Source organism: Exiguobacterium sp. QJM3NY_9 (assembly GCF_056173545.1).
This window is the reverse complement of the sequence record NZ_CM149679.1, coordinates 771,483-785,167: the sequence shown is the minus strand read 5'-3', so window position 1 is coordinate 785,167 and position 13,685 is coordinate 771,483. Positions and strand designations below refer to the sequence as shown.

The following is a 13,685-nucleotide window of genomic DNA, read 5'->3' as shown; positions in this document are numbered from 1 at the left end:
CAAGTTGATAGAGAGAGTTTTCCCAAAAAAGCTTATGCTAAAACGTCGAGTACTTCGTCTAGTTCGACAGCACCAAAATATTTTTTTAATTCATACTGACTTAATACTTCCCGTAGTGACGCACGGTCGTATCGTTTTCCTTCTAATGCTTGAGCAATTTCCGAGGCGTCCGCGACACCAAAGAAATCTCCATAGATTTTCGCTTCTTGAATGATGCCCTTCGTAACATTAAGCCGGAAATCAATCGTTCCGATCGGGAAACGTTTTTTATGGATGACATCAAACTTCGGAGACTTGCCGAAGTTCCAGTCCCAGTTGCCATACCGTTCTGCTGAAATCGCATTAACCTTTTCCCAGTCTGCTTCCGTCAACGTATAACGCTCGATTTCTTTTCCTTCATAAATCGAAGCGAGCAGATGATCAACGAATTGATCCATCGTCAACGGTTCAGTTAAGAATTCAGAAATATTGGCGACACGACTACGAACTGATTTGATTCCTTTTGATCGCATTTTTTCTTCGCTGACGACTAACGCATTGACGACTTCTTCAATATTCGAATCAAGCATCAATGTCCCGTGGCTAAACATCCGCCCACGGGTCGTAAACTGAGCATTCCCACTAATCTTACGCGTTCCGACATGAATATCGTTTCGCCCAGATAGCTCAGCTTCCACGCCCAGTTTGTGAAGGGCTTGCACGACAGGCTCCGTGAACTTTTTGTAGTTATTAAACGAATCACCGTCATCTTTCGTCAAGAAACTGAAGTTCAAGTTTCCTTCGTCGTGATAAACCGCTCCACCACCAGATAGACGACGCACGACGTGAATGCCATGATCCTCGACGTACTTCAAGTTGACTTCTTCATTCGTGTTTTGATTTTTTCCGACGATGATGGAAGGACCATTGATATAAAATAAAAAATAGTCTTCTTCATTGACGTTCAAGTTATTCAAGATGAATTCTTCGACAGCAAGGTTAATCCGCGCATCTCGAATTTCAGGGTGAAAGATAAGTTTCATGTAGGGTACGTTCTCCTTTTGTTAGCCTAGATTTTAGTTACAACCATCGACTCCGCAAGCATCACCATCTGCTACGACTTCAATCTTTTGTTCCGCTTGAATCCGGTCCATCACTTGGCTAAACGCTTCAACGGGTTGCGCACCTGAAATCGCATATTTACGATCAAATACGAAGAAGGGAACGCCTGTCACACCAAGTTCGCGTGCCATATCTTCTTCTTCCCGGACTTCAGTTGTTGAAGTATCTGATGCAAGGAATGCCTCAACCTCTTCTGAGTCGAGTCCGACTTCCTGCGCAACGCGCGTCAAGATTGACGGATCGTTCAAGTTCTCCCCTTTCATGAAGTAAGACTGAAAGAGTGCTTCCGATATCTCATCCATTTTACCATGTTTTTTCGCGAGTTGAGTCAAGCGATGAGCTTCAAATGTATTGGCAGGAACGACACGATCCATTTCGTACATTAATCCGTCAGCTTTCGCTGACTCAACGATGCCTTGTGACATATTGCGTGCTTCATCGACTGTCGTCCCGTATTTCGAAGCAAGAATTTCATATAATCCTTTCGTCGGTTCAGCCGGTGCATTCGGATCGAGTTCAAAACTTTTAAATTCGACCTCGACATTTTTCATTCCATTCGCTTCAATTGCTTTTTCTAGACGTTTTTTCCCGATATAACAAAACGGACACGCGTAATCTGACCATACTTCTACTTTCATTTCATTCCAACTCCCTTTGATTTTTCAGTATGGACTAAGCATAATCCTCAGCGACACCTCTTGCAATTAATCTGATTTCAAGTCATGGAAAAATGCCCCCGACGTATTGTAGGGAGCATTACAACGTGTAGATAAAGTAATCTCGAGAGATAAAAGCGTCTTTTTTCGTTGCTTTCCTCGGGTGAGGCGCAAGCCATTGCGCCTTGATCCTAACGGACAACGAGAAGGGTCTTGCCTGCCTCTGAAAGTGCGTTAAACACGCACTTTCACCCGTAGGAGTCAACGACACGTGACGCTTTTTAGGTGATACCGTGAGGGAAAGGCATGCATACGGTTTAGAGCACAATCCGTCTTGAATCGCTTTAGACCGCGAAAAGCAATCGGTCGCGCTCCTGCAACTTTGCTGTAGCGGCGCGACCGATTGCCACTTGGAAGACGAGGCGGGACAGGGAATCGCGAGTTGATAGCATCTCGATATCGCATGTTCACGCTTCATAAGCGTTTGTCTACAACCTCAAATGCCCCCGACATCTCGTCGGGGGCATTACACACTTATTTCATTCAGTTAGCGGCAGAAGCTTTTTCAGTAACGAGTGCGTGTGACGCATCGTTAATTTCAATTTCTAATTCTTCTGTATACTGTTTCGTTTGTTCTTCCGTCCAGTTCAAGTGTTGTTTCATCTCTTCGATGACTGCGTCTTTATACTGACGTGCCCAAGCGATATTGAAGAAAACAGCTCCGGTCCGACGAATAAAGAAATCGATTGGACGTGCGACCATTTCTTGCTCAATTCCATAATGGAGCTGTGCATAGACATCACGCGGAAGTTTTGTTTCTGCTTGATCGTAAGCTGCAGCATACGTCAATACTTCAGAGATGTTTGATCCGTAACGTTGCGCAAGGAACAAGACTTCTTCTGAAGTGAGTCCGTTTGCTGGTGCTTGCGATTTCAAGAACCGTTCGAAACCTTTTGCTCCGTCGACATGTCCACCTGAGATCGGCATATTTTTTGTTGAACAACGCGCATAGGCACGGTTCGTTTCTTCTTTTAATAGTTTCGCGACCAGGTTGACAACATGCTCTGCCATTTTGCGGTATCCTGTCAATTTACCACCTGCGATTGTGATGAGTCCTGACTCTGACTGCCATACTTCATCTTTCCGTGAAATTTCAGAAGGATCTTTCCCTTCTTCATAAATCAATGGACGAACACCAGCCCAGCTTGACTCGACGTCTTCCGCCGTGACTTTGACTTCTGGGAACATGTAGCGAATCGCGTCTAAGACATAATCTTGATCTTCGACAGTGAATTTCGGATGCGCTGTATCTTTATCGAAGAACGTATCGGTTGTTCCGACATATGCTTTACCGTCACGTGGAATCGCGAAAATCATCCGACCGTCTGGTGTGTCAAAATAGACTGCTTGTTTGAGTGGGAACTTAGATTGGTCGATGACAACGTGAACCCCTTTTGTCAGACGAAGTTGTTTCCCGACTTTTGAACCATCTTTCTCACGTAACTCATCGACCCATGGTCCTGTTGCATTCACAACTTTTTTAGCACGGATTTCATGAACATCTCCTGTTAAGAGATCTGTCACACGCATCCCGACGACTTTACCTGCTTCGTAGATGATTTCTTCAGCTTTCGTATAGTTGACGACACGTGCTCCGTGACTGACGGCTTCTTTCATGACTTCAATCGTCAATCGTGCATCATCTGTCCGGTACTCGACGTAATAGCCGCCACCTTTTAATCCGTCTTGTTTGACTAACGGTTCTTTTGCGAGTGTTTCTTTTGCAGATAACATCGAACGCCATTCTGAACGTTTGACACCCGCTAGGAAATCGTAGACACGGAGTCCGATTGACGTACTGAACGGTCCGAATGTACCACCTTTATGCATCGGTAGTAACATCCACTCCGGTGTCGTAACATGTGGTCCGTTCTCATAGACGATTGCTCGTTCTTTCCCGACTTCAGCGACCATTTGAATTTCAAATTGTTTCAGGTAACGTAAACCACCATGGACGAGTTTCGTTGAACGACTTGACGTCCCGGCTGCAAAGTCTTGCATTTCAACGAGACCGATTTTCATGCCGCGTGACGCAGCATCGAGTGCGATTCCTGCGCCTGTAATTCCGCCACCGACGACGAGTATGTCAAGTTCTTCACGTGTCAATCGATTGTAGACGTCTGTACGGTTTTTGCTTGAAAAAGATTGGTTAGCCATGAATAGTTCCTCCTGTTAGGTTCGAAAAAGAAAAAAAGAGACCACAACGAACAAGCTGACTATGCCAACTGCTGTTGTGGTCTCTCCATATTCTCCGACCGGTTTATTAACTTATACCCAATATAACATATGTCACATCATTTAAACAACATCGTAGCTTGGACAGCTTTTTTCCATCCGTCATATAATGCATCGCTTTCTGTTTCATCCATCTCTGGTTCGAAACGACGATCCATTTTCCAATGTGCCGCGATTTGCTCTTTGTCCTTAAAGAATCCGACTGCGAGTCCTGCAAGATATGCAGCACCAAGTGCCGTCGTCTCATTGATTTCCGGACGTTCAACTGGTGCATTGATGATATCGCCTTGGAACTGCATTAAGAAATCATTTTTAACAGCACCACCATCAACACGAAGTGCCGACATTTCAATTCCTGAATCTTGCTCCATCGCCGTCAAGACGTCGCGTGTCTGATACGCAAGCGACTCGAGTGTCGCACGAATGAAGTGTTCTTTTTCTGTTCCACGCGTCAGGCCGAAGACTGCTCCACGGACGTCGCTATCCCAGTAAGGTGTCCCGAGTCCGACGAATGCCGGAACGACATAGACGCCGTCTGAAGAAGTGACACGTTTTGCGTAAGCTTCCGTTTCCTTCGCATCATTAATGAGACGTAAGCCGTCGCGCAACCATTGAATTGCTGATCCGGCAACGAAGATGCTTCCTTCGAGTGCATATTCGACTTTTCCGTCGACACCCCAAGCGATCGTCGTCAATAAGCCGTGATCCGAAACGACTGGTTTTTCTCCTGTGTTCAACAACATGAAGCATCCTGTACCATATGTGTTTTTCGCCATTCCTTTTTCAAAACAAGCTTGACCAAATAATGCCGCTTGCTGATCGCCTGCTGCTCCAGCGATCGGAACCGACTCACCGAAGAAATGATAACCTGCTGTATTCGCATAAATTTCAGACGACGGACGGACTTCAGGAAGCATGGCTTTAGGCACATCAAGAATCTCAAGTAATTCGTCATCCCACTTCAGTTCATGAATGTTGTACATCAATGTCCGACTGGCATTTGAATAGTCTGTCACGTGCGCTTTTCCACCTGACAACTTCCAAATCAACCACGTATCAATCGTTCCGAATAAGAGTTCTCCTCGTTCTGCACGTTCTCGTGACCCCTCGACGTGATCGAGGATCCACTTGACTTTTGTACCTGAGAAGTAAGCGTCAATTAAAAGACCAGTTTTTGAACGGAACAATTCACCATGACCCGCTTCACGTAACTCTTCACAGATTTCAGCTGTCTGTCTGGATTGCCAAACAACTGCGTTGTGAATTGGCTTACCCGTTTCTTTTTCCCAAACGACTGCTGTTTCACGTTGGTTCGTAATCCCGATTCCAGCGATTTGATTCGCTTTTACGTTCGCTTCTGTTAAACATGTTGCGACAACTGCAAGGACTGTACCCCAGATTTCATTCGCATTATGCTCGACCCAACCCGGTTTTGGAAAATACTGCGTGAATTCACGTTGGGCGGAATGAACGATTTCCCCTGCTTGGTTAAACAGAATCGCTCGTGTACTCGTTGTTCCTTGGTCTAATGATAAAATGTAGTTCTCCATCTCTTCCCCATCCTTTGTATCTAGTAAGTTAAGCTGACTTTGACGCTACTGACGTTTCTTTATTCGGACGAATACCGAATTTATAGCATAAACCTAAAATGACAATTGTCACAAGTCCGACGATAATGAAGGCCGGTGTATCCTTGCCTGAGAAAACAGACCGATAAAATAATCCACCTAAGCTTCCGCCTAATACGGGACCGAGTACTGGAATCCAAGCGTAACCCCAATTCGATGATCCTTTTCCTGCAATCGGTAAAATGAAGTGTGCGATCCGCGGTCCTAAATCACGTGCCGGATTCATTGCATAGCCTGTCGTTCCCCCGAATGACATACCGAGACTAACAATCAAAAAGCCGACGATGAGTGGATTCAAACCATCTGAGAACGTATTAGCACCAATCGATAAGATTCCGACGACGAGCAGGAACGTAGCAATCAATTCGCTGACAACGTTTGCGAATGTATGTGGAATAGCGGGTGACGTTGCGAAAACACCCAATTTTGTTGCCGGGTCTTTTGTTTCTGCCCAGTGCGGTAAGTAATGAAGATAAACGATACTGGCACCGACGATTCCACCTAAGACCTGCGCGATCATGTATCCTGGTACATCTGCCCAAGCGAATGAACCGTCAAAGGCTAATCCGAGTGTGACGGCAGGGTTCAAGTGGGCTCCACTGAACTGACCGACGGCATAGACGGACAACGCTACCGCAAATCCCCAAGCAAACGTAATGACAATCCATCCAGCGTCTTTAGCATACGACTTTGATAGCGAAACCCCTGCCCCGACTCCGTTACCTAACGCAACAAGTAAGGCTGTTCCTAAAAATTCTGCTAGTACTGCTGACATGTTCTATTCCCCCTTTTATAAAAATAGCAACAAAAAAAGAGATTCACACTTCCTCCCTCTTGAGAATTACTCAAAGGGAATAAAAGCGTGAATCTCCGATTTCTCCGTCACTGTGTATTAACTTAATGTCACTATAACAATCGATGAAAACGCTGTCAAACACTTTTTGTGCGTTTTATCATAGCGCTTTCATCGTTCAGGTTCAAAATGTCGCCACAACTCTTTATTGGACGTCGTAATACTCGACGCACCCGCTGCGATCGCTTGTTCTACTTCCTCGACCGTATCAATCAACCCACCCGCAAAAACGAGTCGTCCCGTTTTTCGTTTAACTTCTTCAATGTATTTTGGCATCAATCCGGGTAACACTTCGATATAATCAGGCTGAGTCCGCTCCATCAATTGATAACTTTTTTCGAGTGAACTGGAATCGAGCAGGAACATCCGTTGCATCGTTTTAACTTTCTTTTGACGCGCCTTTAAGATGACGCTCGCTTTCGTCGAAATGACACCATATGGCTTTAATTCCTGACAGACGTACTCCGTCGCGTATTCATCATTTTTTAGTCCTTGAACTAAATCCATATGCAAAAACATTTTTTTATCATATCGATTGGCTAATTCATAAACCGACTTTAAACGCGAGACGTGCATCTCGAGTAACACCCCGTATTCATACGGACTTTTCAGCATTTTTTCAAAGTCCTCAAGTTTCCTGACGGACGGTAAAATTTTCTGACCAAAATAAGTCATCGTCTCTCCCCATTTCTTTGAATTGTTTTCAGTATGTCGTGTCCAGTAAGGGTTTCGCAATGGGATTTCCTGAATTTCCATGAAAAGAATCAACACTTTTAGGGTATACCTTAACGTAAAACTGTCTGAAAAGGAGGTGAGAAGCGTAGCATCACTTGCTACGTTCCACCATGAGTCAACAAAAACGAATTACGATTTACTTATTTTCCATCATCATCAACGCCTTAGGGAACAGCTTTATGGTCACCGCCGCAATCGGGAGTGCTCCTTGGACTTCCGCCAGCGAAGCTTTAGCGAGAATTTCACCTTTAACGGTCGGGTTAGCAATCGTTTGTCTGCATATCTTCGCGCTCGGCAGCGCTCTCGCTTTAGGAAGTCGTTTTAGTTGGTGGACAATTATTTTAAGTTTTTCGCTCGTCGTTTTATTTGGTGTTGCGATTGACTTTTTCTTAGCTATTCATCAGCTACTCTATGTGCCATCGAACCTTGTAACCCGTTCGGTTTATATGATAATCGGGATGCCGATGATTTCATTAGGTCTCGCCCTTTATCTACAAATCGGTTTCGTCTTAATGCCGCCTGATTACTTGATGAAATCGTTAATCAGTCGTTTCAAGAGTACGACAATCGGTGCGACGATCAGCTTAGCAATCCCTTTCCTCATCGCAAGTGTTCTTTCCATCGTCGAACACGAATTGATTGGGATTGGCGTCGGAACCTTTGTGTTCTTATTATTGAATGGTCCGTTAATTGAATTTTTCCAGCGGATTTTCCCGATTTCCAATCGAGTGAAGTAATTAAAAAATCCCGCCCTCGCGAATCATTTGAGGACGGGATTTTTTTACGTATATGATTTCTTTTGGAAGATTAAAATTGATCCACCGAGCAATACTAAGATATGCGCAAGTACAAAGAGCACGGAGAATGTCAATGTCGTATCCATTTGATTAGCCATCTCTGCCATTAGTGAACCATCGAAGTACATCGACCAATCGAGGTGCATGAAGACGATCCATTTCGCGATTTCTGGTTTAAAGGCAAGCAAGACGTTCCCGGCAATCGAAGTAAAGAACTGAGCAAGTACAGTAAAACCGATGATCATTCCGACGGAGCGGAAAACGAGCGAAAAGAATAACGTCATGAAAATCGTAAAGATTGGACCTACCAGTTGTAACCAGGTATCCCGCATGACGAGTGGGTCTCCAGCTTCAGAGAACGTAAATGACAATGCGTATGAAAGCAGGACGATAAACAGGAACTGACCGAGCATGATGAGAACGGAAAACGCTAATTTCGAGAAATAAATCGTCATCCGGGAATATGGACTCATCAATAAATGTTTCATCGTATCATACCGGACTTCATTACCGATCGCTTCAGCTGTGAAGACGATTGTGATGATACCAAGCAGTGCAATTAAAACCATCGACGTGATTGAATAAAATTCACTTCGCGTAAAATCGATATCATTTGTCTTTGCGATTATGATGATTCCAATCGTAACGAGTACATACAAGGCCAATACGATTTTCGATTTTTTCATCGTCCACCATTTCATCCATTCATTTTGTATGAGTGAAAGCATGTGAATCCCCCTCTTTTTTCGTGACTTGCAAGAATTGTTCTTCTAACGTCATCCGTTTAATGGTTAACTCGTGTAAATCAGCAATCGGAACGACTAGGCGAGCAATTGCCGGGCATGCCGTTTCAGGAGCCGTAACGACGATTCGATCATTCCACAGATCCGCTTGATAGTTTGCTGCTTTAAGTGCTTCAAGTACGTCTTCCGTTTCTTCCGTCGCAACACGTAATAAAATTTTCGATCCCGTCTCATTGCGGACGGATTCGACAGATTTGATGACACCTTGATCGATGATGGCATACCGGTCGCTAATCTGCTCCATTTCACCCAACATATGACTCGATATTAAAATCGCAATCTGTTGATCCCGAGCCATCGCCCGTAAATATTCACGCAGTTCTGCGATTCCGGCTGGGTCAAGCCCGTTCGTCGGTTCATCGAGAATGAGAACACGCGGATTATGTAATAAAGCGCGGGCAATTCCTAAACGTTGTTTCATCCCAAGAGAATACTCGCCGACTTTTTTCGACAGCTTCCCTTCCAGCCCAACGAGACGGGAAAGTGCCTCGTAGTCGACTTCACCTAAACCTGGAATTAAGTTTTTCGCATGAACGAGGTTTTGCTTCCCTGTCATATATGGATAAAATGCCGGATTTTCGACAATCGCTCCAATTTGCGTCAATGCTTTCGAACGCTCCTCGACGACATCGTGTCCATTCACGGTCACTTTACCTTCGTCCTGCTCTAACAACCCTGTAATGATTCGAATTGTCGTCGTTTTCCCTGCACCGTTCGGACCTAAAAATCCAAAGACTTCTCCGGGTGCAACTTCAAAGCTGACATCTTTTAAGATTTGCTCTTTTCCGAGCCGCTTCGAGATATGTTCAATCTTCAACATTTTTTTCGCCTCCTCATTTCTTTCACTCTACCTTTACATTGTACGGGAAATAAAAGAAAAAGTTCCTTTTCTTACAATTATGTAATCAAAACCCACTTGCTCTTTGTATAATAAAAGCATTGAGCGTTACGAGATTGATGAAAGAGAGGTTCGACATGGACGTTACGTTTATTGAAATCACCCCAGAGCACTTTAAAGATGTTCAAACCATTTTTAATCACAACCTGGCATATGCTCAGCTAGAAAATCGTCAACTTCCTTTAACTCGTCAAGCATTCACAGAAGAGTTCCTTAACCCCGAAACCGTCAGTCTTCTATATCGAAGTGATGTGGGACCTTTTGCAATTATCGACTATTTGCCTGAACATCCACGGGACGGATCAACTTGGATTGGTCTCTTTTTGATTGATGGCCGCTATCATCACCAGGGAGTCGGTACAATCCTTTATCATACTTTTCATGAACGTTATTTAAAGAACAAAGACGTCATTCGTTTAGCTGTTCTTCCAAAAAATCAAATCGGACAATCTTTTTGGCGGAAACTAGGTTATATTTTCGAACAGAAAAGTATTTCTAATACGAACCAGGAGGTCGAAGTTTTCGTCAAATTTCAAGACACGTCGAGGAACTATGATAAAATAAAGTAGAATACGTCATCGTATATTTACAGGTGAAATGGAGCTCACTAGATGCAAAAGTTATCAATTCGTTTTGATGTGTTACTTGCAATGCTAATTGCCCTACTCTTTTTTACAGTGACCTTATGTTTGACCTTTTTTATTAGTGACCGTGCAACAGATCGCCTAAAAGAAGAAGTCGGAATGACGTTGTCTGCGACTGCCTACCAGTTGTCTGATAAACTCGACCATTACATGTGGTCACGGGCAGCAGAAGTTAATCTACTTGCTACGCTTCCGACGCTTAAAAATTCAGCAGACGTTCCTGTCACGCGAACGACGTTAGAACAACTCCAGCAACAAATTCCTGATTTCTCTTGGATTGGTCTACTCGATGCGAACGGTACAGTGCGTGCTTCGACGGATCAAATCTTAGAAGGGCAATCGATTCAATCACGCCCCGTCTTCCAAGAAGCGACAGAACGCCCATTCATTGGTGATGTCCATGATGCCGTCTTGCTTGCAAAACTGCTTCCCAATCCGAGTAATGAACCTTTACAGTTCGTTGATATCAGCACCCCTTTATTCACTGATGGTCGATTGACTGGCGTCCTTGCAGCGCACCTGAGCTTCGCCTGGGCAAAAGAAATCGAACAAAGCTTTAAGAGTTCAACCAAACAAATCGAGGGTTTAGAATTTTTCATCGTCAGCGAAAATCAACGGACTGTTTTACTCGGACCGAATGAGTGGCGCGGTAAAGCGCTCCCACAGAATCTCGTCGAACCCGTCGAGTCCGGTTATCATGTATCGGAATGGTCTGATGGAAATGTCTATTTGACCGGCTCGACTAAAAGCCAAGGCTACAAAAACTACGATGGTCTCGGCTGGACGATTCTTGTCCGTCAACCAAGTGAAATCGCCTTTAACGACGCCATCCTATTGAAGAAATTTATTTTTTTCGCTGGACTGATTGCTTCCATCGTTACTGCCGTCATCGGTTGGTTCATCGCGCAACTCATTACGAAACCACTCAAGAAAATTACACTGGCTGCTGAGCAGATGCAACACGATCATTCAATCTCAATCCCGTCCCATAAAGGAATTCGAGAAATCACCGTTCTATCGGTTGCCTTACGTCAACTGATTGCTCAGCTGTCTGATACAGAACAGCAACGAACGACGTATGAGACGTTAGCGCTCATCGATCCGCTGACCGGTTTACCGAACCGAAACGGACTGTCGAACTACTTACATGCGATTTCTTTAAATGAAACGCCCGAAATCTATCTCTATATTGATTTAGATGGCTTCAAAGCAATCAATGATCGATTTGGACATCAGACAGGTGACTTATTATTAAAAGAAGTAGCTGAACGTTTGAGCCAGATGAGACGCCCGAACAGTATGATCGCACGACTTGGCGGAGATGAATTTTTAATCGTTTTGAACGATGTCGTATCCTTCGATTTACTCGATCAGTACGGAACAGAAATCATAGCGTATCTTTCAGATTCCTATGTCATCGATCAATCCACACTTCAGATTGGGGTAAGTATCGGAATTGCGACGCGACGATTAAACGAATCGGTTGAACAAGTCATCCACCGTGCTGATATTGCACTATATGATTCTAAAAAACTTGGTAAAGGTCGATTGACGTTCCATCGCTAACATTAGACATTGACAAGAGGGAACGCTCTCCGTAATGTAAGCAAATAGAAGAAAAAATATAAATAAATGCATAAGGAGCTGTCAGCATGAATCAGTGGACACGCGAGGCACGCTATCGCCCCCTCTCAGATATCGCACCGGAAGTTTATCAAACAATGAAGGAAGAAGTAAGAAATTCTCCTTGGCGGTTTTCTTACCATATCCAACCTCCAACCGGTCTCCTAAACGATCCGAACGGTTTTGTATATCACGACGGAACGTATCATTTATTTTATCAGTGGTTCCCACTTGGCCCTGTTCATGGTCTAAAGTATTGGTATCACATGACATCAAAAGATTTAGTCCATTGGTTTGACGAAGGCGCGGCACTTATTCCGAACGATGATGCAGATTCCCATGGTGCATACTCAGGTAGCGGCTTCATTAAGGATGGTGCTGTCCATATTATGTATACAGGAAACAAACGCGATGCAGATTGGGTACGGCATCCAAGTCAAATCGTTGGTCATTTGCGTTCGGATGGTCGCATCGACAAGCACTTACCTCCTGCGATCCCGAACGTTCCTGCAGGTTACACAGAACATTTTCGCGACCCGAAAGTCTTCCAGGAAGCGTCTGGTACATGGTATTGCATCATCGGAGCTCAGCGCGACGATTTAACGGGATGCACCGTCCTCTATCAGTCGGAAGATGCTGAAACATGGACGTTCCTCGGAGAGTTGAAGACACAATACCCTGACTTTGGCTACATGTGGGAATGTCCTGATTACTTCGAGCTCGACGATAAAGGTATTTTATTATTCAGCCCACAAGGCATTGAGCCGGACGGGGACGCTTATCAAAACATTTTCCAATCCGGATACATGATTGGGGAAAAACTAGCTTTGCCTGAGTTAACGTATCAACACCATGCCTTCTCAGAACTCGATTTCGGGTTTGATTTTTATGCCCCCCAAACGACGCAAGCAGCAGATGGACGCCGGATTTTAGTCGGATGGATGGGCTTACCAGACATTTCATATCCGAGCGACATGTATAACTGGGCTCATGCATTAACACTTCCACGTGAACTGACGTTGCAGGAAGGACGTTTGAAACAACTGCCTGTCCGTGAACTCGATCTTCTTAGAAAACGTACAATTTACGCGCAATCTACTGAAATTAATCATGCGATGGTGATTGCCCAAGCAGAGACATTTGAACTCGATCTATCAAACTTAGCACTTCAAACAACGCAGTTCGAGATACATGTTCGAGCCGCTGACCAGGAAGCAACCGTCCTAACTTATGATGCGATGACACAACGCTTTACGCTTGATCGTAGTCGTTCTGGCGCTGAAGTTCCTGCTGTCGATTACGGTACGACACGTACTGTTCAATTAGAACAACCGTTACATCAACTACGGCTATTCGTTGATCGCTCATCAATCGAAATCTTTTTGAATGACGGTGAAGCTGTCGCTTCCACTCGCATTTTCCCGAAATCAACGAGTCAGGATATTACGTTAATCGGTGATTTGACAGCGGATATTGCGATCTACGAATTGTAAATATAAAAAGCACAGCACTTTTAGACCGAGAGTCCGAAACACGTGATTTGCTCTAAAAAAAATTAAAGAAGGGATTGCCATCTAAAATCGATGCGCAATCCCTTCTTTAATTTCGTCCTGTTCAAAATCATCCGATTGTATTGTATCTCAAGCCTTTTC

Annotated in this window: 12 protein-coding genes; 4 read left to right on the top strand and 8 right to left on the bottom strand. The window is 44.3% G+C overall.

What is annotated here, in order from left to right; genetic code table 11:
• Nucleotides 1-32: 32 nt before the first annotated feature.
• From AC0VYQ_RS03920 to AC0VYQ_RS03895, 6 genes are all read right to left on the bottom strand, one after another.
• Nucleotides 33-1,022, bottom strand: coding sequence for a lipoate--protein ligase (locus AC0VYQ_RS03920; protein ID WP_029332843.1), 990 nt, complete (start codon nucleotides 1,020-1,022; stop codon nucleotides 33-35).
• A 33-nt stretch (nucleotides 1,023-1,055) separates the two neighbouring features.
• Entirely contained in the window at nucleotides 1,056-1,739 is a 684-nt protein-coding gene (locus AC0VYQ_RS03915) for a DsbA family oxidoreductase (protein WP_475404286.1), read from the bottom strand.
• A 561-nt stretch (nucleotides 1,740-2,300) separates the two neighbouring features.
• Complete coding sequence (locus tag AC0VYQ_RS03910; protein WP_475404285.1) at nucleotides 2,301-3,974, bottom strand: glycerol-3-phosphate dehydrogenase/oxidase; 1,674 nt, start codon at nucleotides 3,972-3,974, stop codon at nucleotides 2,301-2,303.
• A 137-nt stretch (nucleotides 3,975-4,111) separates the two neighbouring features.
• Nucleotides 4,112-5,602 carry a glycerol kinase GlpK gene (gene glpK / locus AC0VYQ_RS03905; RefSeq protein ID WP_029332840.1) on the bottom strand — a complete coding sequence of 497 codons (1,491 nt, stop codon included), beginning with the start codon at nucleotides 5,600-5,602 and terminating at the stop codon, nucleotides 4,112-4,114.
• Between the two features lie 28 nt (nucleotides 5,603-5,630).
• Entirely contained in the window at nucleotides 5,631-6,455 is an 825-nt protein-coding gene (locus tag AC0VYQ_RS03900; protein WP_214802676.1) for an MIP/aquaporin family protein, read from the bottom strand.
• A gap of 189 nt (nucleotides 6,456-6,644) precedes the next feature.
• The gene (locus AC0VYQ_RS03895; RefSeq protein WP_088836476.1) at nucleotides 6,645-7,208 is read right to left on the bottom strand and encodes a glycerol-3-phosphate responsive antiterminator; all 564 of its coding nucleotides are present in this window, start codon (nucleotides 7,206-7,208) and stop codon (nucleotides 6,645-6,647) included.
• 155 nt (nucleotides 7,209-7,363) lie between these two features.
• Between AC0VYQ_RS03895 and AC0VYQ_RS03890 the strand changes: the two genes are divergently transcribed.
• Nucleotides 7,364-8,005 (top strand): YczE/YyaS/YitT family protein, encoded by a 642-nt coding sequence (locus AC0VYQ_RS03890; protein WP_251137150.1) that lies wholly within the window; start codon nucleotides 7,364-7,366, stop codon nucleotides 8,003-8,005.
• A gap of 44 nt (nucleotides 8,006-8,049) precedes the next feature.
• Here AC0VYQ_RS03890 and AC0VYQ_RS03885 read toward each other — a convergent pair whose 3' ends face one another.
• On the bottom strand, nucleotides 8,050-8,793 hold the full coding sequence (locus AC0VYQ_RS03885) for an ABC transporter permease (RefSeq protein ID WP_088836474.1): 744 nt from the start codon (nucleotides 8,791-8,793) through the stop codon (nucleotides 8,050-8,052).
• Nucleotides 8,771-9,688 carry an ABC transporter ATP-binding protein gene (locus AC0VYQ_RS03880; protein WP_214810688.1) on the bottom strand — a complete coding sequence of 306 codons (918 nt, stop codon included), beginning with the start codon at nucleotides 9,686-9,688 and terminating at the stop codon, nucleotides 8,771-8,773. The genes AC0VYQ_RS03885 and AC0VYQ_RS03880 overlap by 23 nt, the downstream gene beginning before the upstream one ends.
• A gap of 155 nt (nucleotides 9,689-9,843) precedes the next feature.
• On the opposite strand from AC0VYQ_RS03880, the gene AC0VYQ_RS03875 reads away from it, so the two are divergent.
• The 3 genes from AC0VYQ_RS03875 to AC0VYQ_RS03865 all read left to right on the top strand — a co-directional run bounded on the left by AC0VYQ_RS03875 (nucleotide 9,844) and on the right by AC0VYQ_RS03865 (nucleotide 13,526).
• Nucleotides 9,844-10,335, top strand: a complete 492-nt coding sequence (locus AC0VYQ_RS03875) for an N-acetyltransferase family protein (protein WP_475404284.1) — start codon at nucleotides 9,844-9,846, stop codon at nucleotides 10,333-10,335.
• A 42-nt stretch (nucleotides 10,336-10,377) separates the two neighbouring features.
• Nucleotides 10,378-11,976: a cache domain-containing sensor histidine kinase gene (locus tag AC0VYQ_RS03870; protein WP_475404283.1), complete on the top strand. Its 1,599-nt coding sequence runs from the start codon at nucleotides 10,378-10,380 to the stop codon at nucleotides 11,974-11,976.
• A gap of 86 nt (nucleotides 11,977-12,062) precedes the next feature.
• Nucleotides 12,063-13,526, top strand: a complete 1,464-nt coding sequence (locus AC0VYQ_RS03865) for a glycoside hydrolase family 32 protein (RefSeq protein WP_214892906.1) — start codon at nucleotides 12,063-12,065, stop codon at nucleotides 13,524-13,526.
• Nucleotides 13,527-13,685: the final 159 nt, after the last annotated feature.

Coding starts and splice junctions, on each gene's coding strand:
- AC0VYQ_RS03920 (WP_029332843.1), bottom strand. CDS start 1,022: ATGAAACTTATCTTTCACCCTGAAATTCGAGATGCGCGGATTAACCTT.
- AC0VYQ_RS03915 (WP_475404286.1), bottom strand. CDS start 1,739: ATGAAAGTAGAAGTATGGTCAGATTACGCGTGTCCGTTTTGTTATATC.
- AC0VYQ_RS03910 (WP_475404285.1), bottom strand. CDS start 3,974: ATGGCTAACCAATCTTTTTCAAGCAAAAACCGTACAGACGTCTACAAT.
- glpK (WP_029332840.1), bottom strand. CDS start 5,602: ATGGAGAACTACATTTTATCATTAGACCAAGGAACAACGAGTACACGA.
- AC0VYQ_RS03900 (WP_214802676.1), bottom strand. CDS start 6,455: ATGTCAGCAGTACTAGCAGAATTTTTAGGAACAGCCTTACTTGTTGCG.
- AC0VYQ_RS03895 (WP_088836476.1), bottom strand. CDS start 7,208: ATGACTTATTTTGGTCAGAAAATTTTACCGTCCGTCAGGAAACTTGAG.
- AC0VYQ_RS03885 (WP_088836474.1), bottom strand. CDS start 8,793: ATGCTTTCACTCATACAAAATGAATGGATGAAATGGTGGACGATGAAA.
- AC0VYQ_RS03880 (WP_214810688.1), bottom strand. CDS start 9,688: ATGTTGAAGATTGAACATATCTCGAAGCGGCTCGGAAAAGAGCAAATC.
- AC0VYQ_RS03875 (WP_475404284.1), top strand. CDS start 9,844: ATGGACGTTACGTTTATTGAAATCACCCCAGAGCACTTTAAAGATGTT.
- AC0VYQ_RS03870 (WP_475404283.1), top strand. CDS start 10,378: ATGCAAAAGTTATCAATTCGTTTTGATGTGTTACTTGCAATGCTAATT.
- AC0VYQ_RS03865 (WP_214892906.1), top strand. CDS start 12,063: ATGAATCAGTGGACACGCGAGGCACGCTATCGCCCCCTCTCAGATATC.